Below are 24,019 nucleotides of genomic sequence, written 5' to 3' on the forward strand. Positions count from 1 at the left end.
GGATACCGTGCACTTTTTTTTAGAGATGAGCATACCGGTTTCCCGTATTTTGCCGCCAGCATTTATTAGATAATCTCCCTCTTCACGTGGCAGGATTTCATGGACAAAAATTGGCAGGAACGTGCCGGATCAGGTCTGTGGCAACACCCGGATGACCATAAGGGTAATATCATCAGACTGGGGTGCGGAGCCGGTAAATTCCCGGATCGACGCAATGATCCGGTCCCGGATCACACCGGCAGGAAGGGTACGGCATTCCTGTGCGACGCGGACCAGCCGGTCTTCCCCAAACGCAGTATACCCGGCATCGAAGGCTTCTGTCACCCCATCAGTATACATGATAAACAGGTCCCCGTGTTTCAGCTGCACGTACTCCGGGGTACTGTCCATATCCGGAAGGACACCCATCGCAACCCCGTGCTCCTGCAAAAATACCATCTCGCCGCTGTCCCCCCGCACGACGAGGGGCGGGTTGTGGCCGGCATTGGTACAGGCAAGATTCAGCTTACCGGGGTCAAGGATGGCAGAAAACACGGTGACAAACATGCTGGACGGGGCACTCCGGGCGATAAGGTGGTTTGCCGTACAGAGAGCACCGGAGGTATCAGTCGCGCCCTCAAGGCCCGCCCGTATCAGCGTCCGCGACATCGCCATGAAGAGCGCCGCACTCACACCTTTGCCGGACACATCGGCGATCACAAAGGCCCACCGTCCGTCACTGACCGGGACAACATCATAAAAGTCCCCACCGACCTCCATTGCCGGGATCGTCACCGCCGCAATATCAAAACCGGGAATCTCCGGCATCGTTTCGGGCAGGAAACTGGTCTGGATGCTCCGCGCGATCTCCATTTCCTTTGCGTACCGCTCTTTTTCTGCGGTCGTCTTTTTGAGATTCGCGATATTCTCTTTGAGCGCATCTGCCATCGTATTAAACGAGCGGGCCAGATCCTCGAACTCATCCCCCGACTGGATCATTACCCGGAAATCAAGGTTCCCGTCACCGAACGCCGCCGCCCCTTCCTTAAGGGTCGCAACGGGCCGGGTGATCACACGGCTGAGAATGACCGCCACCAGGAGTACGACGAGCAGGATCACAAAGAAAAGGAGGGCAAATACCGTTTTTAACCGGTCGGTCTGATCCGTGATGTGTGTACCGGTATCATTGGTCGCATCCACGATTTTGCCCGTGAACTTTTCAACCGGCCCGGTGATCTGGCTGACCGGTAGGGAAATCCCAAGGCTCCAGTTCATCGACCTGACCGGCGCATAGGCAACGTACGTCTCAGTCCCGTTAAATCGGACCGTTTCTATGCCGGTCCTCCCGGAGGTCATATTTGCAGCGACGGCAATAAGACCCGGGTCATTGCTCGCGAATGCATTCTCCCGGCCGATTGGTTCGTTCCACCGCACAGTCCCGGCAGAGAACCCGGGACGGGTGATAACATCCCCGTTCTGGTTAATGAGTACCGCATACCCATTCCCGCCAAGCGTCTGGCCGATAAAGTCCTCGTTGATGGTCTTTGTCGAAACATCAGACCCGATCACCCAGTGACCGTAGCGGGGGCTTGTCACAGCCTGTGAGCAGGTCATAACCGGACCGTTATTGTCCGCATCAACATACGGCCTGTCCGACCAGACTTGGCCTTCCTGCGCGGCGGCCTGAACGTACCACTCACGTGTCCGTGGATCGTACTTGTCGGGAAGGGTTCCATTTCCCGGGTAGATCAGAAAAATCCCGGAATCAGTGGCGACATAGACGCTTGTCATATCGCTGTCCGAAGTGTACACCGCTTTCAGGCCATCAGCAAGACCGGTAAGGGTACGTGCCTCTTCTGAGTCCGCTGTAGTCGTTGATCTGGGCGCAAAATAGAGCACCGCCCCTGACAGGGGATTTGACGGAGGGGTGTTCTCTGAATAGACGGGTGTGGAAGAGATAACCGGAGGATTGCACTGGAGTTCTGCAGTCTGCGCTGAAAGGATGTCCATCTCGGTATCGGTGTCCTCAAAAAGTACATCGGTGACATTTGCCTGGTCGGAGGCGATGCGGACAAGGTACTGCTTGCCAAGGGAGATCAGGGCAGCAGAACTGTCATTGACCACGCCGGAACCCAGCGCCTGGCTGCTTCCCTGCGCATAGGACCCTACATTGGTGATCGCAGAAAATGCAAAATAGCCGGTAATGGCGAGGGCTGCAAGGGAAAGCACGAGGAAGAGAAGAAGGATCTTCACCCGGATGGTGAGCGCAATTCTGGGACGGGCTGGGAGGTTCATGGGAATACCGCAGGCATACGCCGGTATGTTCTCATAAAGGTCGTGATCGGTAAAAAGTGCATCTCTTTTTTACTGCAGATTCCCGAAAAAAACACGTCCCATCACGCCAGGCTCCACCCTGAAGGGAGGAGGTATATAAAAAACGCGTGCCCGGAGGAGGGAATAAAAAAGGAGAAACGGGTGGTGGCCCTTTCAGACGGTCACGTTCAGGAGCACACGGATCAACAGGCCGATCACAAACGAGATCGCTGCAATACCAAGGCTGATTGCTGCCATCTCTGCGAACCGCTTCCAGAAGGGCAGATCCTTTGCGACGGAGATATAGAATGTGAAGACAAAGATGACGAGAACTGCACCGATGAGGGTGAATACGAGCGCGACGTACGGGCTTTGCAGGATAAGGAAGGGCAGGATGAGCAGGGCAACGGTCACGATATAGGTTATACCCGTGTATACGGCGGCTTTCTTCGGGTCTGTACTGGTCGTTCCATCAGACCGCTGCGAGAGGTACTCAGAGGCCGCCATCGAGAGCGATGCGGCGACACCGGTGATCAGGCCGGCGACCGCGATGATCTGCGAGTTCTGGATGGCAAAGGTCAGGCCGGCAAGGGTGCCGGTGAACTCCACGAGCGCGTCGTTAAGGCCTAGCACCACGGAACCGACATACTTCAGCCGTTCCTCATCGATCAGGGCGATAAGTTCCCGCTCGTGATTCGCTTCGTTTGCAAGCATGGCCGGCAGCTCAGGGATCGCAAGAAGAAGTGTCTCATCGCCGGTCTGCGCACCCTGTTCCACGCCCTCCATCAGTTTTATAGCAAAGGTCATCCCGAGCAGACGGGCGATAAGATAGTAGAACCAGACCCGCAGGATACTAGGTGCGATATCTTTTGCCGTATACTGTTTCCAGATAGCATAGTGCGTCAGCTCCTCAGCTGCGATCCGGGAGAGGACCTCGCGATTATGGGAATCTGGAGTGACCTGTGCGATCCTGAGGTAGATATGGTGCTCGGTGATCTCGTTTCTCTGGAGCGTGGATATCTTGTTGAGATTTTCTTCTGTCAGCTGCATCGCGTGCCTCACAAAGGTTGTATGAGTGATTTTGAAGAGGAGCGTACGGGTGCACTACCCTTACATGCCTAACGGGGTGACGACCTTCGCTCCGCGCCCGGGCTATGGCTGCCCGTTTCATGAAAGATTACCCGGAATTGTATGAAATATCCGGCGTATAAGAGGATCGGCCGGTTCCTCCCGGGTCCGGTAATCTTGCGTAAATGACAGGAAAATGAGCGGTGTCCACCCAATAACAGTCTTCCACGGGAGCGGTACGGGATGGTTTTGCCGGAAAGGGGAGGCCCATTTCTGGAAAGGAACTGCCCCGGCAAAATAGTTCACGCACAGGCCGGTCGGGCAAAAGAGTGCTTATTGCTCTTTGTCCAGTTTCTTTTTGATCTCCCGGATATTGTTGAGCATCTCCTCAGAATATGGGGTGAACCGGTAGCTGAGGTTGTTTTCCAGCTGCCAGAACCCGATCTTCTCATCGTAGTGCCCGATGATGTAGCAGACAAGGATGTAGCAGGGGACGGCAAGCGCGATCACCATGGGGAGGGTCAGGCCAAAGTGGATGTAAAAGAAATCCTCGAAGAGTTTGGCGTTTGCCGTGATGATACCAAAGTTTAAGAGGATCTGGGTCCAGGAGGTTCCCCGGGTGTACCGCTGCTTGAATAACGCGAAACTGTAGAGCACTCCCTTGTGTTCTGTCATAAAGAGATATTTTTATGCGAAAACGGGAAATGCTTTCTCCATTCCGGGTAAAGTTCCCGGATACCACTGTGGTCTCCTGCCGGATTAAAAAAAGGGAATGGCGGCCCGAATTATTCCAGCACCGCAAGCAGGTTCCCGCACGGGACCTGTGCCGCAATGTCCGGGACACCGGGATGCAGGGTAACCAGTTCTTCGCGTGCGCGCCGGCGCATCTCCTTTTTAGAGAGACGGGCCCGTTCTTCCTGTTCCTCCTGTCGGAAATTCAGGACCACAGACCGGCGGGATGCAAGCGCGATGTTGAACGCGGCATTCACATCAGCGTGTGCGACAAAACCACAGTGCGGGCACTCGAAATGCTTCCTGCTCCGGCGCCCTATACATCCACACCGGCTGCACCGTTTGGAGGTATAGGCCGGGTTGACATAGACGACGGGGATGCCCCGCTTTAATGCCATCTTTTCTACCAGCCGCTGGAGAGAGAAGAACGATCCGTTCCCGAACGAAAACTCGATAAAACCCGCAGCATCGTGGGAGTGCGAGTAACGGCTGGAGAAGAGCTTTTCAAACTTGATGCCCGAGCCGAGCGATTCCGCGAAGGATACGATCTGCCGGGAGATTCGGTTTATGGCTGCCTTGAACGCCTTGCGCTCATGGCTCTTGTCTTTTTTGAGTTTCCAGAGTTTTCCTTCCCTGTAGAGTTTCGTGCAGTTTTTGGTGGAGTTGCTGCGGACATAGTGTGTGTTTTTACCCAGTTTCAGGATCTTCCCGCTGTCCGGGTCGGCGGCGACAGCCGCGTGTCCGGTCGTGTTGAGGTCAACACCGATCCAGCGGGCAGGTATGTGTGCGGATGGATGAACTTTGATCACCTTTTCCTACCCAAGTTCGCCTGCGGTACAAACTGCCTTTACACGGTCACTGTTTCTCCGGTGTTTTGTCCCTCCTGTCCTTGCTCGTGATTATGCATCCCGTTCCTTTAAATCTTGCGGTAGAACGAGCCGGATTGGGAAACGCGATAATTAATGGTGCGGGATTATGTATGAAGGGAATATTTTGGGGGATTCGGGTACCCCCATAGGCCGGACGATCTCCACGAAGTCCGGAGCCTGCCATTCCCGCCATAGATCTCCCGGGAGATCTGGCTCCGCACTCAGCACGAGCAGGCCTGGCGACGGCTCCGGGTCTTTGACCTCTCCGTGGAGGAACTCGAATGGTGGGGGCCGGATGATTACACGAACCCACACGCCCGATAGGTTGCTGCGCCACTCTTCGGGCAGAACTCCCTTTATAAAGGCGGACAGGTGCCGGACATGCCCTCTCTCATGATCCATTCTCCGACGGAGAGTTTCCGGGCCGGATCTGATGCCGGAAGGCTCCAGTGGAAATAGTGCCAATCCTCTGCACGATTTTCTCTTTAAACAAGTATTTTTGAAAACGCGCTGTTTTAATCAAGAAAAAACCGTGCAATTTAGCAGCGTTCCTTTGACTGTGAAAATGGGGAGGATCAATTGGTCATGCGGAACGCCGGGATGGACTGGAATGAAGATATGGCCGAAAAATAAAGGGGGTTCCTGAACGGGAAAAAGCGACCCGGTTTTTTCGAGAAAACTTCAGGGATCTGCCACCCTTGTGCTTCAAAATGGTCCGGGAAGGTATCCGAAGGGCGGGATGCAGGGGTTTTGAGGATTTTTTCCATTGGTAAATACGAGATTCACGGCAGATGGTGCCGCAAGGATTTTGCAGCAGAACGTGCTCTTCTAAAAAATCATGAAACTAAGTAACTCAAAAAAAGAGAAAGTGAGTTAATCCCTCACTTCCCACCAGCCACGTTCTCTATCTCTTTTTTAAGAAGTTCACTGACAACCTTCCCGTCCACCGACCCCCGGACCTCCTGCATCACGACACCCATCAGCGGCCCGAGCGCAGCTTTCTGTTTCTGGGCGATGAACTCCTTACGGTCGGCGACAATCTTCTTTATCACCGCTTCGAGTTCGTCGCGGGACACGGTCGGGGCAAGTTTCTGCATCGCCGCTTCGACCGTGCTTCCTCCTGCGACAGCCACAAGGATCTCCGGGATCGCTTCTTTTGCGACCGTGCCCTTCCCGACTGCATGGAGCACCGCGAGGATCGCGTCGTCCGAAATCCTGTCGGTGTCCGCACCGTCCCTGCGGATCTCCTTTATGGTCGCAAGGAGCGTGCGGGATGCGAGGTTCGCCTTGATCCCTCCGGCAATTGCCCGCTCGAAGAGAGGCAGGCGCTCGGAGAATGCCATCTGCCGGGCGATGGCCGGGTCAAGGCCGAGATCTTTTTCGAACCGCCCGGCCCGGACGGTCAGGAGTTCCGGCACGGCAACCGCGTTCCAGCGGGCTTCATCAATCCGGACTGGCAGCACATCAGTCTCGGGATACATCCGTTCCGCCCCGGGGAGCGGGCGCATGTACGCGGTGCTCCCCTCTTCGAGCATCTTCCGCGTCTCTTCGGGCACGGGCTTATCCGAGAGGGCGACTTTTGCCCGACCGGCGACCTGGTGCCAGGCGCAGTCCGCCTGCTTTGCGCTCGCACCGGAGACGAGGATCACGGCGTCATTTTCTCCTGCGTGGACATGCTCGCGGAGCCGTGCGACCTCTTCAGCGGTGACGCCGTATGCCGGCAGTTCATCGGTGTGGAAGATCCCGCCGACCCCGCACTTCTTCGCGTAGTCCGACATCTCGGTCCCGAGCCGGCGGCCGGGCTGGATCTCGCGGCCGACAAGGCCGGCAAAGCCCGGCAGGACAAGGGCAAGGATCTTCTTTGCCTTCTTAAGGACCGTGGACTTTGTTTCTTTGAAAAGATCCGTGACATCGGTCTGTTCCGTCCCGACACTCGCGTGGCGTTTGACAAGTTCCGCGTGGATCGCAAGCAGGCTCTGCTGCCGCTGGACTTCGCGGCGGACGACTTCTGCGATGAGGTCAAGTTCCTGCACGCCCTTGATCTCGACCCGGGCGCCATCACGAATGGAAATGTTCACGTCTTGCCGGATCGTCCCGATGCCGCGCTTGACCGATCCCGTCGACCTGAGCACCATCCCGATATACTCGGCCACCTGCTGGACGTCTTCGGGCGTGTGCATGCAGGGAGAGGTCGTGATCTCGACAAGCGGGATACCGAGCCGGTCGAGAGAGAAGATATCGTCCTTTACCCTTTGCGCCGCCTCCTCCTCGATACAGAGCGTCTCGATGCTCCCGCTGTTCGGAAGGGCGCCGTTTACCGCCACAAGGGCGGTGCGCTGGAACCCGCTCGTGTTGGAGCCGTCGATCACGAGTTTCCGCATCACGTGGATCTGCGGGATTGGCGTCATGCCGAAGAGCTTCGCAATCGTCAGGCCGAGGGTGAGCGCCTCATCGTTGAGCGGTGCGGGCGGCTCCTCATCGTTCTCAACAAGGCACGTGGATTTGTACGTGTAATACTGGAACTTCCGTACCCGCTTCATCTCTTCCTGTGCGGCACGGTCGATCTCGCCCATCTCGCTCTCGGTTGCCCGAAGGTACCGGAAGAACTCGCCCGTATGATCGGCGTTATCGAGCAGCGTTGTCGGGCAGTGGCAGAAGAGTTTCTCTTTTGTGTCCAGCTGCTGGTGGATCTCGATCCCGGCCACGAGGCCGACCGCCTTATAATCCATGGGCGCTCCTCCGCATGCACTCGCCTTTGAGATCGGTTGTCATCAGCGCCGCCGCTTTTTCTGGGTCGCGTTCATTCCCGAGCACCCACATCTGTTTGACGAGCGCCACTTCGGGCAGCATGTCGCCGCCTTCGATCACACCTGCGGCAAGCAGGTCCCGGCCCGTATCGTAGACCCGGTCGCAGACCCGGCCGTTCATGCACTGCGAGGTCATGACGACCTGCGTCCCATCCGCGATCAGTTTTTTTATCGGTGGGATCAGCGCTGTGCTCACGTGCCCGAGGCCGGTGCCCGAAAGAACGAGCCCCTTGTATCCCGCATATGCCTTCAGGAGATCGGGAGACATGCCGGGATAGAACTGGATGAGGGCGCAGTGCGGTTCGAGCTTGTCGTGCAGGGCAAGTTTTCGTGTGCCCCTGCGGACAGCGGCATCAGTAAGGGTTACGGCGCGGGTGGAGTAATCAACGGTTCCGACCGGGGGAATCCCGATGCTCCGGAATGCATCCCGCCGGGAGGTGTGCATCTTTCGCACCCTCGTGCCCCGGTGGATGGCGCAGGTATCGTCGTTTGTTGTAGCGTGCATGACAACGGCAACTTCGCCGAGATCGCTCTCTGCAGCCACCGCTGCGCAGACTCCGTTCATTGCGTTGTCGCTTGAGGGGCGGTCGGCCGAGCGCTGCGAACCGACAAAGATGACCGGGACCGGGGTATCGAGCATGAAACTGAGAGCGGCCGCGCTGTAGGCCATCGTATCTGTCCCGTGGGTGACGATAACCCCGGTGACGCCGTGTTTGATCTCGTCATACACGGCCTTTGCGAGTTCCTGCCAGATCGCCGGGGTCATGTTCTCGGAGAGGATCGTGTAGAGCACCTTCGTGCGGTACCGCCCGATCTCCGCGAGCGCCGGGATCGCGGTCAGGATATCATCAGCATCGAACTGGCTGGTGACTGCCCCGGTCCGGTAATCGATCCGGCTCGCGATGGTACCACCGGTTGAGATAATCGATAACTCGGGCAGTTTCGGGTCCTGCCGGACCGGCGCTGCGTGGGGCGAAGAGGCCGGTGCAGGGGAGACGAGCGTGCAGGACGCTTTTTCCACCCCGATATTGTACCCACTTGAAAGTTTTACGACCGCCATGCCGTCGCGGTCGGTGATATAGGTTCCCGAATGGCTCTTCCCGCCATACGTGCAGGAGACGAGATCCCCCGCAGAAAACATAGGGCTTATGCTACCAGCCTCCGTGCATCGGCAAGCACGTCTTCCTTTGCCTTTGATATCTTTGCGAGCCGCTCATCGATGAGGGAGGAGTCCTTATCCAGCTGCTTCTTGCATTCCGCGATGGCGATCTTGGTCGCAAACGGTGCCGGCCCGCCGGTCGCCTTCCGCAGACCCACAGAATTTACCACATCAAGGGCTGCGGTGATCTGGTCCTGCGTGAGCCCTTTTCCCGCAAGCGAGATCCCGAGGTCGAGTTCCTTTGCCGACTCCTCAAGGGTCTCAAGCGTCAGGCTGCCCTTCTGGACAGACCTTCCTACGATATTGTGGGCGGTGCGGAACGGCAGGCCATAGTCCCGCACGAGCGTGTCGGCAAGTTCTGTCGCCGTTGAGAATCCTTTGCCGGCCTCCTCTTTCATCCGGTCAGTATCAAAGGTTGCACTCGACAGCATGTCGATGAGGAGCCGCAGGCTCTCTTTTGCGTCCCGCATCCCGCGCCAGATGTTGGGCGTGAGTTCCTGGAGGTCACGGTTGTAGCTCATGGGCAGGCCCTTGACCGTCATGAGCGCTCCCGTAAAAGCCCCGAAGACAGAGCCGGTCTTTGCCCGCATGATCTCAGCGGTATCCGGGTTCTTTTTTTGCGGCATGATGGACGAGGTCGAGCAGAACGCATCGTCAAGCGAGACGAACTTCACAAACGAGGTGCTCCAGATGACCAGTTCCTCGCAGAGCCGGCTTATGTTCGCCATGAGGATGGAGAGATCGGCAAGGGTTTCAAGCGCAAAGTCCCGTGTCGCCACTGCGTCCATGGTGTTTTCGACAAGGCCGTCAAACCCGAGCAGTTTTGAGGTATACTCGCGGTCGATGGGGTAACCGGTGGATGCAAATGCGGCGGCGCCGAGCGGGCATAGGTTGACCCGGGCATACGCGTCGCGCAGACGGTCGAAATCGCGGGAGAACTGCTGCTCGTAGGCAAGGAGGTGATGGGCAAGGGTGGTGGGCTGGGCGTGCTGCATGTGGGTGAAACCGGGCATGATGGATTCCCGGTGCGTCTCGGCAAGGGCGATGAGCACTTCCCGGACTTTCAGGAGCGCGGCCATCTGCTTGAGCAGGTCTTCACGCAGCTTGATCCGGATGCAGGTCACCACCTCGTCGTTCCGCGACCGTCCCATGTGCATGCGGCCACCGACATCGGGGCCGACGGCCTCGATCAGGAGCGATTCGATACCGGCATGGACATCCTCGAACCGGTCGTCAAAGACCTCTTCGGGTACTCCCTCGCTGTTGAGTTCGAGAAGTGCCGGCAGGAGCTGCTTTGCGATATCGGTGCCGATAATCTTCTGCCGTTCGAGCATCAGCACATGGGCGATATCCACCAGCACATCGGCATCGGCAATACAGCGGTCGGATCGCATCGACGAGAGAAAACGCATCATCTCCCCCGTCCTCTCACCAGAAAGACGTCCCAGCCTCACTACATCGGTTCGCATCCGTTCACCTCAGGAGTACCCTTTTACTTACACTCATGTTTGTGCGCGGATCGATTAAATCCACGCCTTCCGGGCGGCAAGCTCGATCGCCCGCTGGACCGACTCGCGGGGGATGATGGTTGCCACCGGCACATGGACGAGCTGCTCGATGATACTGGATACGATCGGGGCACAGACAATGGCAATCGCCCCTTCCCGTTCGGCACGGACGGCAGCAACGATGGCATCTTCCATCGTGTGGACAGGATATTCCCGGACCCGCATGTGGTGGCCATCCACATCAGCAAGGCGTTCCTCAATGCTCTCAAGTACCGGCCGTGCAGCGATCAGGCCGATGAAGTTCTCGTCCCCGATGTGGTAGAACTGGCGCAGTGCCTTTACGATCTCCCGCAGGGTCGAGAGGTTCGGCGAGCGTGTACCGTGAAGGATCTTATAGAGAGAGCTCTGGGCAATACCGCAGTGGTCCGCGAGATCGCGGACGCTGATCCGCAGATCATTTTTCAGCAGATCGTTTAAGGTTGCGACAAACTCCTCATCGGATATGAGGGCTGCGCGCATGAGCCGGTCGATCGGGTCCATATGTGCCATATAATAGGTACAATTGGGTAAAAAATAGAAAAATATTTCCTGCATTGTCCAGAAAAGGCGGGAAAACCAACCCGGTATTTCAGAGTGTATGGACAGTAAAGGAAAGAATTTTCTCCAATTGTAGATATTTATCAATAAAAAACGCCAAAAAGGAAAATATTCTGTCCGAATCGAACACTTTTTTATGATTGACTGAATAACACTGGGGCATGAAAATCATGAGGATTACGGCAGGTGCCTTTGTCGCACTTGCCCTTGTGCTTATCGTGATCACTGCCGGCTGCACTCAGTCTGCAGGTACTTCGACCAGCGGCACGGCCGCTGTGCCATCAACATCAGCCCCGAACGGAACCGTAGGAATACTCGAAACAGCCGGAGTTGGCCCGATGCCGTCCCTGCTTGCAACCGGTCAGATTGACGGGTACATTGCTTGGCAGCCGGTTGTCGAGGCGGGAGTGGAAAGTAACATCGGCCAGATCGCAGTCTATTCAAAGGACCTCCCGCCCGCAGGCGAATGGAGCGACCACCCGCAGAACGTCTTTGTAGTAAGAAAAGACTTCTATGCCGCAAACCCGGACTTTGTCAATGACTTCTCCGCGCTCAACATTGCGGCAACCCAGTACATCAACACCCACCCGCAGGAAACCGCCGCGATCGATGCGGAATGGCTGGCCGGCGGACAGAACTTCACCTACGGAAACGTGAGTGTCTCATCGGGGACCGTGGTCAACAACTCCCTGCCGACCATCGAATTCTCGAACAATCCGTCTGACTCATGGAAGGCCAGTACCTCGGATTTCGTGCAGGCGCTTATTAACCTGGGGACTGTCAAGGGCTTTGTCGCGAACAGTACCAGCCAGGATGCCGTTCTTTACAACTTCCAGCCGTACACCAGCGCAACTGCCATCCTCGCTTCAAAGAACGTGCCGACACCTGCAACCATCCAGAGTACGGTAGGAATCGGATATCTCAATGCCGTCGACCACTCGGCCCTCTTTGTTGCGGTCAAGAACTGGCAGTACTTCAATGACACGTATGGCATCGCCCTCAAACCGGAAGACCTCACCAAGGCAAAACCGGATGTCGCTGACTTCATCGTAAACGGCCAGAAAGTTGCCACAGTCAACCTTGTACCGGCAAATGCCGGGCCCAACCTGATGCAGCTTGCAGCCACAAACTCGATCCAGCTGTCCTATGTCGGTGTCCCGCCGGCAATCAGCGCGATCGACCAGGGCACCCCGATTACCATCGCCTACCCGATCGATAACCTCGGTTCCGGCCTTGTGGTTGCCAATGGCGCACCCGCAGAGGACTGGCGGAGTTTTGCCGCATGGGCAAAGGCACGCTCGGATGCAGGAAAACCGCTTGTGATTGCAGCACCCGGCAAGGGCTCCATCCAGGATGTCATGATCCGCAGCGCCCTGCAGAGCAGCGGCATTACGGTAACTGAAGTAAAGGTTTAAAAGAGGATTGCCGCTCATTACTGTAAAGAACAATGACACGGCGTCTCGGACTGATATTGCCCATCCTCCTCATCATCGGGTGGGAGATCGTGGCAATTATCGTCAACAACCCTTTTTTCCTGCCTAAACTTGAAACAGTGATCCCGGTACTGTTAAGCCCGTTTTCAGATATCCTCGGTACGGGCAGCCTCGTGGATAATGCGCTTGTGAGCATCGAACGGGTAGTCCTCGGGTTTGCACTTGCCGCGGCCGTTGCCATCCCTCTTGGCATCGGGATGGGTAGGTTTGCCGTGCTCAATGATTTTTTCGATATCACCATCGAACTCCTCCGCCCGGTGCCGCCCCTTGCATGGGTGCCCCTCGCACTGGCATGGTTCAAGATCGGGATCGTCTCCATCGTGTTCATCATCTTTATCGGCGCAGTTTTCCCGATCCTGCTCAATACCGTTGACGGAGTAAGAGGGGTCAAGAATACCTGGATTGAGGTAGGTACGACGCTTGGGGCAAGCGAACGCCAGATCCTCACCAAAGTTGTTCTCCCGGGCGCTGCTCCGACAATCTGGACCGGTCTCAGGGTGGGCTTTGGGATCTCGTGGATGTGCGTGGTTGCAGCGGAGATCCTGCCGGGACCGACATCTGGTCTCGGGTACCTGATCATGTACGCCTACAATCTGGGGCAGATCAACGTGATCATCGCAGGCATTGTCGTCATCGGCCTGATCGGCCTCGTGATCGATCTGGGGTTCAAGGCAGTCGAAAAACGCTGTTTCGGATGGAGGGGGCTGGAGCGATGACACTGACCATCAGTGATGTCTCGCGGACATTTACCTCTGAAAAAGGGGAAACGATCGAGGCACTCTCCCATATCTCACTCGCAGTGAATAACGAGGAGTTCATCTGCATTCTCGGGCCATCAGGCTGCGGCAAGACAACCGTACTCCGGATTATTGCCGGACTTGAATCCGCATCTGCCGGGTCGGTATCTGTTGACGGGGAGCCGGTCACTCGTCCCAGCCCCAAGATGGCAATGATCTTTCAGGAATATTCCCTTTACCCGTGGAGAACGGTTATGGAAAATGTGACGCTCGGTCTCGAATTAAAAGGGATGAAAAAACCAGACCGGGTGGCGGCTGCGGAGAAGTACCTCGATCTGGTCGGCCTCAAAGGGTTCGAACACAGTTATCCCCATGAGCTCTCCGGGGGCATGAGGCAGAGGGTTGCCGTGGCCCGGGCACTTGCTATCGAGCCGTCCATCCTTCTTATGGACGAACCGTTCGGTGCCCTCGATGCCCAGACACGGAACCGGATGCAGCACGAATTGCTCGGGATTTGGGAGAAAACCAAAAAGACCGTTGTCTTTGTCACTCACAGCGTGGACGAGGCAGTATTCCTTGCAGATCGTATTGTCGTCCTCACGCAGCGCCCGGGCAGGATCAAGGAGATCGTCACGGTCCCAAGCGCCCGTCCACGGGAGCGCACGGGTGACGAGTTCGGCCAGATCCGGCGTCACCTGCTCGATATGATCCGGGAGGAATCGGATCCCGTCCAGTAAGGTTTAATACGCTCAATCTCTATTTTATTAAAGCAGTTTGTAAAGTGTGCCGGCACGAAAACTTTGACATATATGTGTTTTTGTGCCTGCTTTTACGATTCATACACTAGGAGAGGGATGCGATGGTAAGAAAACCGGGAAAGATGTACAGGAATCTTGCAAAGAAAGCCTATACTCGCAGAGAGTACATGGGCGGGGTTCCTGGCAACAAGATCGTACAGTTCGAAATGGGAAACCTTTCCCAGGAATTCCCGACTGAGGTTGACCTGATCGTTGAAGAGACCTGCCAGATCCGGCACAGTGCCCTTGAGGCATCCCGTATCTCGATCAACAGGAAGCTCCTGAAGGATGTCGGAAGGACAAACTTCCACTTCAAGGTCCGTGTCTTCCCGCACCACGTGCTCCGTGAGAACAAGCAGGCAACCGGCGCAGGTGCAGACCGTGTCTCGGAAGGGATGCGCCTTGCATTCGGCAAGGCCGTCGGGACTGCAGCACGGGTCGAAGCCGGCCAGATGATCTTCACGGTCTTCTCCACGCCCCAGTACCTGGACAAGATCAAGGCAGCGATGAGGAACGGGGCACACAAGCTCCCAACCCCGTCCCATCTCAAGGTCCACACGATCAAGGTGAGCGGTAAGATCGTCGCAGCACCGAAGATCGCCGGCGATAAGATCGCAGCACCGGTCAAGGCCGAGACCGAGACCGAAGCAGCAGCGGCAGCAGCAGCAGAACCGGCAAAGGGCGCAGAAGCCGCAAAGGGTGCCGACCACAAGGGTGGAAAAGGACCCGCAAAGGCAGAACCGGCAAAAGCAGAGCCAGCAAAGGGCGCAGAAGCCGCAAAGGGTGCTGACCACAAGGGTGGCGCACACAAGGGCGGCAAGAAATAATTTTTTCCCTTTCTTTTCTTTTTTTTTAGAGTGTTTTAGCCGGTACGGCAGGGTATGACAGGATCATCACGCCGGCTGCTGCCATTCGCACAGTATATAATCTCCCCGCCGCTCAACTATAGATAAATGCAGTATACAAAACCGGAGGGTCTGCGGGCGGCAGTTGCAAAAGCAACGTACATAGCTTTGCAGGAGGCGGTCATCTGCCTGCCTCCCGATGTAAAACAGGCAATAGCAAAAGCTGCCGCATCAGAAACACATGCGGTGGCACGGGGAGAATATGATAATATAACAAAAAATATTCTCGCGGCTGAACAGCTCGGCGTGCCCCTCTGCCAGGACACCGGTGTCCCGGTTGTCTACATCACACTTCCTCCAGACGTGCCTTTCACGGGCCTGCTTTTTGATGCAGTCGCCGACGGCATCCGCAAAGCGACACAGGATATCCCGCTGCGGCCAAACGTTGTCGATCCCCTCACCCGGCACAATTCAGGAGATAATACAGGGGAGGGAATGCCGGCGATCCACGTCAGGCCCGGCGACCGGTTTACCGTCACGGTTCTGCCCAAAGGGGCCGGTGCCGAGAATGTTTCAAGGGTTGTGATGCTCCTCCCGTCACAGAAAGACAGGATTGAGGAGATCGTTCTTGAGACCATGCTGATTGCTGAAGGACGGCCCTGCCCACCGGTCGTACTCGGTGTCGGGATCGGGGGGACATTCGACAGCGTCACGGCGCTCGCAAAGGAGGCGCTGCTCCAGCCCATCGATGAAATGACTCCCTTCGAGCAGCAGCTCTGCGATGCAGTGAACCGGCTCGGGATCGGCCCGATGGGGCTTGGCGGGAACACTACGGCACTTGCCATCAAAGTAAAAACGGCAGCCTGCCACACCGCATCTCTGCCGGTTGCCGTGAATGTGCAGTGCTGGGCGAACCGGCATGCAACCGTTGAGGTGAAATGGTGACCGGAACAGTCGTGCAGCTCCACACACCGGTTGGTGATGAGATTCTCGCACTCAGGGCGGGCGACCGGGTCGAACTTTCGGGCATTGTCTACACCGCACGGGACGAGGCGCATCTCCGCATGCAGAAGGAGGGGATCCCCTTTGATCCAAAAGGGGCCGTGATCTATCACTGCGGACCGGTGGTAAAAGACAACAGGATCGTGGCGGCAGGGCCGACCACATCCTCACGGATGAACACCCTTTCAGGATTCCTGTTTGACCATGGGATCCGGGCGCTGATCGGGAAAGGCGGCATGAACGGCACCGTGAAAGAACAGCTCCGGGGAAGGGGCGTCTACTTCGCCTTCACCGGGGGATGTGCGGCGCTTGCCGCATCCCACATGACATTAAAAGGCGTACATTTTCCCGATCTCGGCATGGCCGAAGCGGTCTGGGTAATCGAACTCGACCGGCTCCCGCTCGTGGTCGGGATCGATGCACACGGAAACGATATGTTCGGGGCCGTGCGGGAGAACGCAAGAAAAATCTTCGGCGCAGACCAGAAAACGGAATGCGTATAAAGAATAGGTTTTTTTCGGCTCAACGGCTACATACATAGGACACATCACATGAAACTCGCCATAGACGAGACCCGGTGCAAAGGCTGCAATCTCTGTACCAAGGTCTGTCCGTACAGGATTTTCAAGGAGGGGACACGCCCCAACCTGCGGGGGATTGTGGTACCGGAACTCGACCGCCCGGAGCGCTGTACCAACTGCCGGCTCCGGCACCTGTACGGCCGGCAGCTCTGCGGTGTCTGCCAGCTCACCTGTCCCGACCAGGCCATCCACTGGGTGGAGGAAGAGCCGTACGAACCGCACAAGGTGGCGATTGAATATTGACATCGAGACTTGAATTCTGGCAGGGGAATATTGCTTCCGCAGAAGGGGCGCTGGCGGCGGGGTGCCGGTTCTTTGGCGGGTACCCGATCACCCCCTCGACCGAGATCGCCGAGCACATGGCAGTAAAACTCCCGAAACGGGGCGGGGTCTTTATCCAGATGGAGGATGAACTGGCAAGCATTGCCTCCGTGATCGGCGCCTCATGGACCGGTGCCCGGGCGATGACCGCGACAAGCGGCCCGGGTTTTTCCCTGATGATGGAAAATATCGGGTACGCAGCGATGACCGAGACACCCTGCGTGATCGTGAACGTGCAGCGGGGCGGCCCTTCCACTGGCCAGCCCACCATGGCGGCACAGGGCGATATGATGCAGTGCCGGTTCGGATCGCACGGAGATTACGCGATAATCGCGCTCTGCCCGGCAAGCGTGCAGGAGATGTACGACCTCACGGCAAAGGCATTCAACCTCGCCGACAAGTACCGGGTGCCGGTCTTTTTAATGGCCGACGAAGTAATCGGGCACATGCGGGAGCGCATCATCGTGCCGGATGACGTGGAGCACACTGGCCGCCCGGCCTTTGTACCCGGCACCCCGCCGTTTAAGCCGGGTGCAGATCGTATTCCCGGATTCCCCGAATTCGGAAAGGGCTACGGGACACACGTCACAGGTCTCACGCATGATGAACGGGGCTACCCGTGTGCGACGAACCCCGGACTGCACGCCGCACTCGTACAGCGACTCGTTGACAAAATCGAGTCGGCGACGCAGGAACTCGCGGATTTCGACGTGATCAATCCTGATGCAGAGCAGGTCTTTATCGCATATGGCGCACCCGTACGCACCGTCCAGCAGGTGATCCACGATCACCCGGACAAGACAATTGGCTTCCTGCGGATCCGTACCGTCTGGCCGTTCCCAACCCACGCTCTCGCTCTTTTCAAAAACTCCCGCCGGTTCATCGTGCCTGAACTCAACCTCGGCCAGATCGCCCGGGAGATTGAACGGCACGCAAAAGTGCCGGTGACTTCGATCCCGAAACTCGGCGGGGAACTGCATACACCGGCGGAACTGTTTACAGAATGGGAGGCCGGGGCATGAGCTTTGAGGACTGGTTCCGGCAGGACCGGCTCCCCCACATCTACTGCGCCGGCTGCGGGAACGGCACGATCATCAATTGTACTCTTGCCGCCGTCAGTTCAATGGGATGGAAAAAAGAGGATACCGTCTTTGTCTCGGGGATCGGGTGTTCGTCGCGGGCACCAGGCTATATCGTCACTGATTCGCTGCACACGACCCACGGGCGGGCACTTGCATTTGCAACCGGGGTCAAGATGGCAAACCCGAAACTCCATGTTGTGGTCTTCACCGGGGACGGAGATCTCGCCGCAATCGGTGGCAACCACTTTATCCATGCCTGCCGCCGTAACATCGATCTTACGGTGGTCTGCATGAACAACCAGATCTATGGAATGACCGGCGGGCAGGGCAGCCCAACCACGCCCCGGGGCTGCGTGTCGACAACGACACCCTACGGGTGCACCGAGCCGGCATTCGATCTCTCGGAACTCGCCATAGCAGCGGGTGCAAACTATGTCTCCCGCTGGACATCGTTCCACGTAAAGGAACTTGAAAAAGCAATAAAAGTCGGCCTTGAGACCCCGGGGTTCTCATTTATCGAAGCCCTTGTCCAGTGCCCCACGAACTTCGGGCGCCGGAACAAGTTCCGGCAGGTTGCCGATCAGATTGAGTTCCTCAAATCACACTCGCTCCTGAAAGCAAAGCGGGACCGTCTGCTCGAACAAGGAGAGCCAATCCCGGAAGATATGTACGTGGTCGGCGAACTTATGCGGCGCAACCGGCCCGCGATGGGCCTGCCCCCAAAGGAGACACAGCCATGAGGCGCGAAGTCAGGTTCTCCGGGTTTGGGGGGCAGGGGATCATCCTGTCCGCGGTCATTCTCGGGCGGGCTGCGGTGATGTACGACCACAAGTTCGCCGTTCAGACGCAGGTTTACGGGCCCGAGGCCCGGGGCGGGGCATCGATGAGCGCAGTGATCATCGATGACGATGAGATCCTGTACCCCAAAGTGGCGGTTCCCGACGTCTTTGTCATCATGTCGCAGGAAGGTTTCGAGAAGTACGGCGCCGCGGCCCGGCCCGAAGCTGTCATGATCCTCGATTCCACACTTGTCCACTCGCGGCCCTGCTGCACGTTTTACGAGATCCCGGCAACTGCCGAGGCAAAGACGACGCTAGGCCGGGACATCGTGGCAAATATCGTGATGCTCGGGGCGCTTGTTGGCTATACGCACGTGGTAAGCGTTGAAGCACTGAAAAAAGCCATTCTTGATTCAGTTCCTAAAGGTACCGAAGCACTCAACACCAAAGCCATGGAACTCGGGATCGCACTTGCCGGAGGGAAGAAACAGCCATGAAACTACTGGAGTACGAGGCAAAACAGCTCTTTGCCGATGAGGGAATCAAGGTGCCGACAGGCATCCTGGTGAGCAAACACGAGGAGATCCTCCTCCACATGGACGCGATCAAGGGAAAGGTTGTGGTTAAGGCCCAGGTGGATGTCGGAGGTAGGGGGAAGGCCGGGGGCGTCCTGATGGCCGATCACGACACGGTCATTGAAACAGCCCGCAAACTCTTCAACACCACCATCAAGGACATTCCGGTCCAGAGGATCCTTATCGAAGAGCGCCTCGATATCCAGCACGAGTACTTTGTCAGTATCACGATGGACCGGGCAAAGAAACAGCCTGTGATCCTCTTTGCAGAGATGGGCGGGATGGATATCGAAGAGACCTCACGCAAAAATGCAGGTGCTGTCCGGTCGGTCAGTTTCTGCCCTCTTCTTCCCGATGTACCGGGATTTCTCCTGCGGGAACTCTGCGGCGATGCACCGGCCGATATCCAGAAGACCGTTAACCGGTTATACCATGTATTCTGCCACAAGGATGCGCTCCTAGCCGAGATCAACCCGCTCGTTACGACACCGGGTGGAGTCTATGCGGCCGACGCCAAACTGATCATCGATGACAACAGCCTTGCCCGCCAGGGGATTGCGGTCAACCGGGACCTGACAGAGCGTGAACGTGAAGCAGAGAAACACGGTTTCTCGTTTGTCGAGCTTGGCGGTAACATCGGTGTCATCGGGAACGGGGCCGGTCTTACGATGTCAACGCTCGACCTCATCGAGTTCTATGGCGGCAAAGCCGCAGATTTCCTTGACGTTGGCGGCGGTGCGGACAGCGAGCGGGTGATGCATGCAGTGCGCCTGGTTGCAAGCGTCCCGAAGGTGAAGGTTATTGTGGTGAACCTGCTCGGCGGCATCACGCGCTGCGATGAAGTGGCACGGGGCATCATTGCCTCCGGTGTCAGTGTGCCGGTGATCGTCCGGATTGCGGGAACAAACGCGGAAGAGGGACGAAAACTTCTCTCGGAGAAAGGCTACGAGATGCTCGACACCATGGATCTTGTGGTAAAAAGGGCCGTGGAGGTTGTGAAATGATCTACGGGGACAAGAAGACCGGTATTATCGTGGCGGGCGCGACCGGCCGGCAGGGCGAGTACCACATCGGGCTCATGAATGAGTATGCCCGACAGGTCGGCGGGCGGGGTGTGGTCGCGGGTGTCACACCAAAGAAAGGCGGCCAGACGGTACATGGCGTCCCGGTCTATAACACAGTAAAAGAGGCACAAAAAGAACAGGACGCAACAGCCAGCGTGATCTTTGTGCCCGGGACTGCGGCGGCAGATTCCATTATGGAATCGGCAGATGCAGGCCTTGAACTTGTCGTCGCGATCACCGAGCATGTCCCGGTGCACGACACGATGAAAGCGATTGCCTACGCCAAGATGAAGGGGTGCTCCGTGATCGGCCCCAACTGCCCGGGTCTCCTCTCGCCCGGGGAAGTGAAGATGGGAATTATGCCCGCCGGGCTCTTCTCCCGGGGCTATGTCGGAGTGATCTCGAGAAGCGGGACGCTCACGTACGAAGTTGTCGATGAACTGACAAGGGCAGGTATCGGGCAGAGCACCGTGGTCGGTATCGGGGGCGACCCGGTGATCGGCCAGACCTTTGAGGACGTGCTGGAACGGTTCGCACAGGACCCGGAAACAAAGGCCGTGGTATTGATTGGTGAAGTGGGCGGGAACCTCGAGGTGGAGGGGGCCCGGAATACGGATGTGCCACTTGTCGCTTACATCGCCGGGGTCTCAGCTCCATCTGATAAACGGATGGGCCATGCCGGCGCTATTGTCGAAGGCGGGGAAAGTGATGCAAAATCCAAGATCGCGAGGCTTAAGAAAATGAATATCCCTGTTGCTTCCCGCCCGTCTGAAATCCCGGATCTTGTCCGGGATCTGTTCCGCGGCCATTGCTAAAAAGCACAGAACTATTCAGGTCAATAACTCCTTTTTATTATTTTGATCCCCACGTTGCATGGTTGATGGGGCGGTTTCGTTGATGCAGGAAAAGGTCTACCGGCAAAAAAGGGTTTCTTGATGGAGCTACCGGACGATTGCCGATGCATGTGCATCGAACGGGTTTGTCCGCATTGCGAGGGAGAAGAGATAGGGATAATGCTTCTTTAAATGGCGCATATAGGTCATCCACTCAACAATCAGCAGGCCATAGGCCCGGTTAATATCTCCAGAAAGATGGGCATAATCTGATGCCGGTAGATCCAGAAACTGATCGCGTGCAGCCAGTTCCTCGGCAAGGTGAAAAACTGCCTGGAGAAGCGGGGTGAAGCCTTCGTGCTCGATAATCTGCGGGTTCTCAAAGAAGGTGAGCATGAAATTTCTATGGGATATAAGGAATCCTTTCAGATTTGGCAGGTCAAGGGTTTTACTGTCTATTCTGGTACCATGCTGATGCAGGGTTTCAAAGGCACGGGCAAAATCCTCATCGGACCAGGTATCTGACACCAGGAGTGCAGCGCGTACCTGGTCAACGGCAGGGTCGTGTGCCGAGAAGGTCCGGAGCAGGCTTGTCCCCACTTCGGAGAAAAAGACACCCACCATCATGTTGAGGTTCCCCTGCCGCAAAGCATGCTCCCGTTTCTCGATCATCATGTCAATGGCGGATGCAGCAAGACCCACAAAACAGCCGACCCCGACAAGGATAATTGCAATCGTAAGCAATTTCCCGGCAGGGGTCACCGGGTAGATATCCCCAAAACCCACCGTTGCAATCGTGACCACCACAAAATAGAACGAGTCAAGCAGGCTTCGGTTCTCAAATGTCATCATTCCGGCGACGCCTGCCAGGATCACCACGACAAGAATGGAGACATAGATACGCAGACGGAGATGAAGGGTTTTTATCACACAACCAGATATGAACACACGGATATAAAATGGATTCTTCTATCCTGAAAAGCGATACCCCCGACCAGATTCGAACTGGTGTCGCCGGTGTCAAAGACCGGCATGATTGACCGCTACACTACGGGGGTGGGTCATGTCTTGGTTGAATACATTCGGCAAATTTCCGTAAAGAAAACTTGTCTTATTCCATTTCGCGCATGAGATATTAAAATCCACATCAGGTCATAAGATATGAAGAATTCGAGAGGAGGACGCTCAACGGGGCACGGCCCCTTGCCGCGTGGGCTTCCCCAACATTTCTGAATATCATAAAAAATCAAAAACGCCGCTGTTATATGAAGACATCAAGAAATTTTTAACGCATGGATAAAAGCGACTTTTCTGCTATTGAACGAGAATTGCGATACCAGGAGTTCATGATACGTTATCTCCAAGAGGAGCAGAAAAAAAGATGGGAAGAACTGCATGAAATCGAACGAAAAATGTCAGAATTGAATATAATTATAGAAAATCTGGAACAATTTCAAAAAGATCCAAGATTCAAGAAACTGGTGGAACTTGCTGAAAAAGAGAAGCACAAAGCAAGCCGGTCCGCGGAGCAGGTGCGAGTGCGCCGAAGGTGCACGAAGCGTGCGGAGCGGGGCGGCGATCCTCTCTCAACCGAACAAGAGAGATGATGACGCTCGGTCATGTTCACTCGTCCTCGCTGATGCTCCGGCTCGCTTCACATCACCTCGCTGCTTTTTGAGGTTGCTCTGTTGGTATGATGACGCCCCCAGCTCGTCACTCCGTTCCAGCGCCGGCGGCTGCCCGGCTCGCTCCTCACACCATGCTTCGCATCGTGTTCGTCGCTGTTGATCGGGCATATGCGTAACGTTCGGTGACTCGTTCGCGCGACGCATCAGGGGCTCGGACTCACCGCTGATGCGGCTCGTTACCTTCGCACCCTGAAGCGGCGCTCACTCGGGCCACTGCGGCCACGACCCACCGCCCGCTTCGCTCCTCCCGCCCTTCTTAAGGGCGGGCAGTATGTAGCGATAACTCCTACGGGGGTCGGTTTCCGGTCGGGGGTGGGAGGATGCGAGCCGGAACACGGCGACCATCGCCGTGTCGCGTGAGCATCGGGCGGGCCCAGGAAGATCGGGACAGCCCAAGAGGACAGGCACACGGGCGTATGGCCGGGGGCGGGAGAAGGCGAGCCGGTTACGGGGCCGCATGGCGGGCCCGTCGCGTGAGCCTTCGGGGCGGGTCCAACCGTTGCCAAGAAAGATAATGCCGGGCGTCGATACTGTACCAACCCGGCAGGGCTCTTTGATTGGCGTCATGGTGTCCCTGTCGGGCCACCTTTTTATCTGAACCGAATCTGGATCCGTTTCTTAAGCCGATGCAAACCCCACCACAGGCTTTTTGCAATTCCAAAAATGGTTGAACGTTTTTTCCGGTACTCCCGTAGTTGCCGAGGGCTAAGCATAGGGGCCCCTCAGTACTCCGAGGGAACCATCAGAACACCGTCGATAAGATACATCTTCCAGGTCCCGACCGGAAAATCGGTGTACTCGTATTTCTGCTCGTAAATCACCGGCATGTCGCAGTCTTCGCGACAGGTCAGGACCGCCGTATTTTCTTCGTTGACCGTCAGGGTCCAGAGCTGAAATGGTATTCCCCTGATATTTTGGTGAATGTGGAAAACTGCGCCGATATCGGAGATCAGCCACTGCGCCTCCGCACGTTCGGCCAGGTGCTCGATCCCATCCGTGTGGATAAGGCCGGTGAACGGGTCGCGGATGTACCGGGTCGTCCCGGTAAAATGAGAAAGGGAGGATTTGAGATCCTCGGCTGCGATCATGACGACCGCCCCCGGGCCTCTGCGGAAGCCCTGCACGGCAGCGGCTCGCAGACCCATGCATTCATCTCAAGCCGTTGCCGTTCTGCGATCAGAGTATCGAGG

At 56.7% G+C, this 24,019-nt stretch carries 23 protein-coding genes and 1 tRNA gene; 13 read left to right on the top strand and 11 right to left on the bottom strand.

Translation table 11 applies throughout. The features are described from left to right. Positions 1-129: 129 nt before the first annotated feature. From WCE46_RS00250 to WCE46_RS00285, 8 genes are all read right to left on the bottom strand, one after another. Positions 130-2,274, bottom strand: coding sequence for a SpoIIE family protein phosphatase (locus WCE46_RS00250; RefSeq protein WP_424731696.1), 2,145 nt, complete (start codon positions 2,272-2,274; stop codon positions 130-132). A 192-nt stretch (positions 2,275-2,466) separates the two neighbouring features. Continuing rightward, positions 2,467-3,342 carry a VIT1/CCC1 transporter family protein gene (locus tag WCE46_RS00255; RefSeq protein ID WP_424731697.1) on the bottom strand — a complete coding sequence of 292 codons (876 nt, stop codon included), beginning with the start codon at positions 3,340-3,342 and terminating at the stop codon, positions 2,467-2,469. Between the two features lie 351 nt (positions 3,343-3,693). After that, positions 3,694-4,035, bottom strand: coding sequence for a hypothetical protein (locus tag WCE46_RS00260; RefSeq protein ID WP_424731698.1), 342 nt, complete (start codon positions 4,033-4,035; stop codon positions 3,694-3,696). 110 nt (positions 4,036-4,145) lie between these two features. After that, complete coding sequence (locus WCE46_RS00265; RefSeq protein WP_424731699.1) at positions 4,146-4,901, bottom strand: RNA-guided endonuclease TnpB family protein; 756 nt, start codon at positions 4,899-4,901, stop codon at positions 4,146-4,148. A 941-nt stretch (positions 4,902-5,842) separates the two neighbouring features. Beyond that, complete coding sequence (gene gatE, locus WCE46_RS00270) at positions 5,843-7,690, bottom strand: Glu-tRNA(Gln) amidotransferase subunit GatE (RefSeq protein WP_424731700.1); 1,848 nt, start codon at positions 7,688-7,690, stop codon at positions 5,843-5,845. After that, positions 7,680-8,909 carry a Glu-tRNA(Gln) amidotransferase subunit GatD gene (gene gatD, locus WCE46_RS00275; RefSeq protein ID WP_424731701.1) on the bottom strand — a complete coding sequence of 410 codons (1,230 nt, stop codon included), beginning with the start codon at positions 8,907-8,909 and terminating at the stop codon, positions 7,680-7,682. The genes gatE and gatD overlap by 11 nt, the downstream gene beginning before the upstream one ends. 5 nt (positions 8,910-8,914) lie before the next feature. Next, a complete protein-coding gene (argH, locus tag WCE46_RS00280) occupies positions 8,915-10,396 on the bottom strand; it encodes an argininosuccinate lyase (protein WP_424731702.1) in 1,482 nt (493 codons plus the stop codon). Positions 10,397-10,450: 54 nt separating this feature from the next. After that, positions 10,451-10,984, bottom strand: coding sequence for a helix-turn-helix domain-containing protein (locus WCE46_RS00285; protein WP_424731703.1), 534 nt, complete (start codon positions 10,982-10,984; stop codon positions 10,451-10,453). A gap of 209 nt (positions 10,985-11,193) precedes the next feature. Here WCE46_RS00285 and WCE46_RS00290 point away from each other — a divergent pair, with 209 nt between their 5' ends. From WCE46_RS00290 to sucD, 12 genes are all read left to right on the top strand, one after another. Continuing rightward, the gene (locus tag WCE46_RS00290; RefSeq protein WP_424731704.1) at positions 11,194-12,447 is read left to right on the top strand and encodes an ABC transporter substrate-binding protein; all 1,254 of its coding nucleotides are present in this window, start codon (positions 11,194-11,196) and stop codon (positions 12,445-12,447) included. A gap of 32 nt (positions 12,448-12,479) precedes the next feature. Then, complete coding sequence (locus WCE46_RS00295; protein WP_424731705.1) at positions 12,480-13,241, top strand: ABC transporter permease; 762 nt, start codon at positions 12,480-12,482, stop codon at positions 13,239-13,241. Further along, positions 13,238-13,999, top strand: a complete 762-nt coding sequence (locus tag WCE46_RS00300; RefSeq protein ID WP_424731706.1) for an ABC transporter ATP-binding protein — start codon at positions 13,238-13,240, stop codon at positions 13,997-13,999. Before WCE46_RS00295 ends, WCE46_RS00300 begins: the two co-directional genes overlap by 4 nt. Positions 14,000-14,121: 122 nt before the next feature. Then, a complete protein-coding gene (locus tag WCE46_RS00305; protein ID WP_424731707.1) occupies positions 14,122-14,886 on the top strand; it encodes a 50S ribosomal protein L16 in 765 nt (254 codons plus the stop codon). A 126-nt stretch (positions 14,887-15,012) separates the two neighbouring features. Next, positions 15,013-15,849: a fumarate hydratase gene (locus tag WCE46_RS00310; RefSeq protein ID WP_424731708.1), complete on the top strand. Its 837-nt coding sequence runs from the start codon at positions 15,013-15,015 to the stop codon at positions 15,847-15,849. Beyond that, positions 15,843-16,409, top strand: coding sequence for a FumA C-terminus/TtdB family hydratase beta subunit (locus WCE46_RS00315; RefSeq protein WP_424731709.1), 567 nt, complete (start codon positions 15,843-15,845; stop codon positions 16,407-16,409). The genes WCE46_RS00310 and WCE46_RS00315 overlap by 7 nt, the downstream gene beginning before the upstream one ends. Positions 16,410-16,457: 48 nt before the next feature. After that, positions 16,458-16,730 (top strand): 4Fe-4S dicluster domain-containing protein, encoded by a 273-nt coding sequence (locus WCE46_RS00320; RefSeq protein WP_424731710.1) that lies wholly within the window; start codon positions 16,458-16,460, stop codon positions 16,728-16,730. Continuing rightward, on the top strand, positions 16,727-17,830 hold the full coding sequence (locus tag WCE46_RS00325; protein ID WP_424731711.1) for a 2-oxoacid:acceptor oxidoreductase subunit alpha: 1,104 nt from the start codon (positions 16,727-16,729) through the stop codon (positions 17,828-17,830). Before WCE46_RS00320 ends, WCE46_RS00325 begins: the two co-directional genes overlap by 4 nt. Further along, positions 17,827-18,630 (top strand): thiamine pyrophosphate-dependent enzyme, encoded by an 804-nt coding sequence (locus WCE46_RS00330; protein WP_424731712.1) that lies wholly within the window; start codon positions 17,827-17,829, stop codon positions 18,628-18,630. The genes WCE46_RS00325 and WCE46_RS00330 overlap by 4 nt, the downstream gene beginning before the upstream one ends. Then, a complete protein-coding gene (locus tag WCE46_RS00335) occupies positions 18,627-19,166 on the top strand; it encodes a 2-oxoacid:acceptor oxidoreductase family protein (protein ID WP_424731713.1) in 540 nt (179 codons plus the stop codon). The genes WCE46_RS00330 and WCE46_RS00335 overlap by 4 nt, the downstream gene beginning before the upstream one ends. Next, positions 19,163-20,248 carry a succinate--CoA ligase subunit beta gene (locus WCE46_RS00340; RefSeq protein WP_424731714.1) on the top strand — a complete coding sequence of 362 codons (1,086 nt, stop codon included), beginning with the start codon at positions 19,163-19,165 and terminating at the stop codon, positions 20,246-20,248. The genes WCE46_RS00335 and WCE46_RS00340 overlap by 4 nt, the downstream gene beginning before the upstream one ends. After that, positions 20,245-21,123: a succinate--CoA ligase subunit alpha gene (sucD, locus tag WCE46_RS00345; protein WP_424731715.1), complete on the top strand. Its 879-nt coding sequence runs from the start codon at positions 20,245-20,247 to the stop codon at positions 21,121-21,123. The genes WCE46_RS00340 and sucD overlap by 4 nt, the downstream gene beginning before the upstream one ends. A gap of 126 nt (positions 21,124-21,249) precedes the next feature. On the opposite strand, the gene WCE46_RS00350 is transcribed toward sucD, so the two are convergent. Beyond that, positions 21,250-22,071: a potassium channel family protein gene (locus WCE46_RS00350; RefSeq protein WP_424731716.1), complete on the bottom strand. Its 822-nt coding sequence runs from the start codon at positions 22,069-22,071 to the stop codon at positions 21,250-21,252. Positions 22,072-22,126: 55 nt separating this feature from the next. Beyond that, positions 22,127-22,199: transfer RNA gene (locus WCE46_RS00355), tRNA-Gln, on the bottom strand. Positions 22,200-22,433: 234 nt separating this feature from the next. On the opposite strand from WCE46_RS00355, the gene WCE46_RS00360 reads away from it, so the two are divergent. Continuing rightward, entirely contained in the window at positions 22,434-22,748 is a 315-nt protein-coding gene (locus WCE46_RS00360; RefSeq protein ID WP_424731717.1) for a hypothetical protein, read from the top strand. An 803-nt stretch (positions 22,749-23,551) separates the two neighbouring features. Here the strand turns inward: WCE46_RS00360 and WCE46_RS00365 are convergent. Then, on the bottom strand, positions 23,552-23,917 hold the full coding sequence (locus WCE46_RS00365; protein ID WP_424731718.1) for a DUF6876 family protein: 366 nt from the start codon (positions 23,915-23,917) through the stop codon (positions 23,552-23,554). Between the last annotated feature and the right edge of the window lie 102 nt (positions 23,918-24,019).

Source organism: Methanoregula sp. (assembly GCF_049690535.1).
Classification (GTDB): domain Archaea; phylum Halobacteriota; class Methanomicrobia; order Methanomicrobiales; family Methanospirillaceae; genus Methanoregula.

What these genes read in the sequence shown, in the direction of transcription:
- WCE46_RS00290 (WP_424731704.1), top strand. Translation starts at nt 11,194, where the DNA reads ATGAAAATCATGAGGATTACGGCAGGTGCCTTTGTCGCACTTGCCCTT.
- gatE (WP_424731700.1), bottom strand. Translation starts at nt 7,690, where the DNA reads ATGGATTATAAGGCGGTCGGCCTCGTGGCCGGGATCGAGATCCACCAG.
- WCE46_RS00255 (WP_424731697.1), bottom strand. Translation starts at nt 3,342, where the DNA reads ATGCAGCTGACAGAAGAAAATCTCAACAAGATATCCACGCTCCAGAGA.
- WCE46_RS00305 (WP_424731707.1), top strand. Translation starts at nt 14,122, where the DNA reads ATGGTAAGAAAACCGGGAAAGATGTACAGGAATCTTGCAAAGAAAGCC.
- WCE46_RS00260 (WP_424731698.1), bottom strand. Translation starts at nt 4,035, where the DNA reads ATGACAGAACACAAGGGAGTGCTCTACAGTTTCGCGTTATTCAAGCAG.
- WCE46_RS00310 (WP_424731708.1), top strand. Translation starts at nt 15,013, where the DNA reads ATGCAGTATACAAAACCGGAGGGTCTGCGGGCGGCAGTTGCAAAAGCA.
- WCE46_RS00250 (WP_424731696.1), bottom strand. Translation starts at nt 2,274, where the DNA reads ATGAACCTCCCAGCCCGTCCCAGAATTGCGCTCACCATCCGGGTGAAG.
- WCE46_RS00300 (WP_424731706.1), top strand. Translation starts at nt 13,238, where the DNA reads ATGACACTGACCATCAGTGATGTCTCGCGGACATTTACCTCTGAAAAA.
- WCE46_RS00295 (WP_424731705.1), top strand. Translation starts at nt 12,480, where the DNA reads ATGACACGGCGTCTCGGACTGATATTGCCCATCCTCCTCATCATCGGG.
- WCE46_RS00360 (WP_424731717.1), top strand. Translation starts at nt 22,434, where the DNA reads ATGGATAAAAGCGACTTTTCTGCTATTGAACGAGAATTGCGATACCAG.
- argH (WP_424731702.1), bottom strand. Translation starts at nt 10,396, where the DNA reads ATGCGAACCGATGTAGTGAGGCTGGGACGTCTTTCTGGTGAGAGGACG.
- sucD (WP_424731715.1), top strand. Translation starts at nt 20,245, where the DNA reads ATGATCTACGGGGACAAGAAGACCGGTATTATCGTGGCGGGCGCGACC.
- WCE46_RS00335 (WP_424731713.1), top strand. Translation starts at nt 18,627, where the DNA reads ATGAGGCGCGAAGTCAGGTTCTCCGGGTTTGGGGGGCAGGGGATCATC.
- WCE46_RS00320 (WP_424731710.1), top strand. Translation starts at nt 16,458, where the DNA reads ATGAAACTCGCCATAGACGAGACCCGGTGCAAAGGCTGCAATCTCTGT.
- WCE46_RS00315 (WP_424731709.1), top strand. Translation starts at nt 15,843, where the DNA reads ATGGTGACCGGAACAGTCGTGCAGCTCCACACACCGGTTGGTGATGAG.
- WCE46_RS00285 (WP_424731703.1), bottom strand. Translation starts at nt 10,984, where the DNA reads ATGGCACATATGGACCCGATCGACCGGCTCATGCGCGCAGCCCTCATA.
- WCE46_RS00365 (WP_424731718.1), bottom strand. Translation starts at nt 23,917, where the DNA reads ATGATCGCAGCCGAGGATCTCAAATCCTCCCTTTCTCATTTTACCGGG.
- WCE46_RS00340 (WP_424731714.1), top strand. Translation starts at nt 19,163, where the DNA reads ATGAAACTACTGGAGTACGAGGCAAAACAGCTCTTTGCCGATGAGGGA.
- WCE46_RS00330 (WP_424731712.1), top strand. Translation starts at nt 17,827, where the DNA reads ATGAGCTTTGAGGACTGGTTCCGGCAGGACCGGCTCCCCCACATCTAC.
- gatD (WP_424731701.1), bottom strand. Translation starts at nt 8,909, where the DNA reads ATGTTTTCTGCGGGGGATCTCGTCTCCTGCACGTATGGCGGGAAGAGC.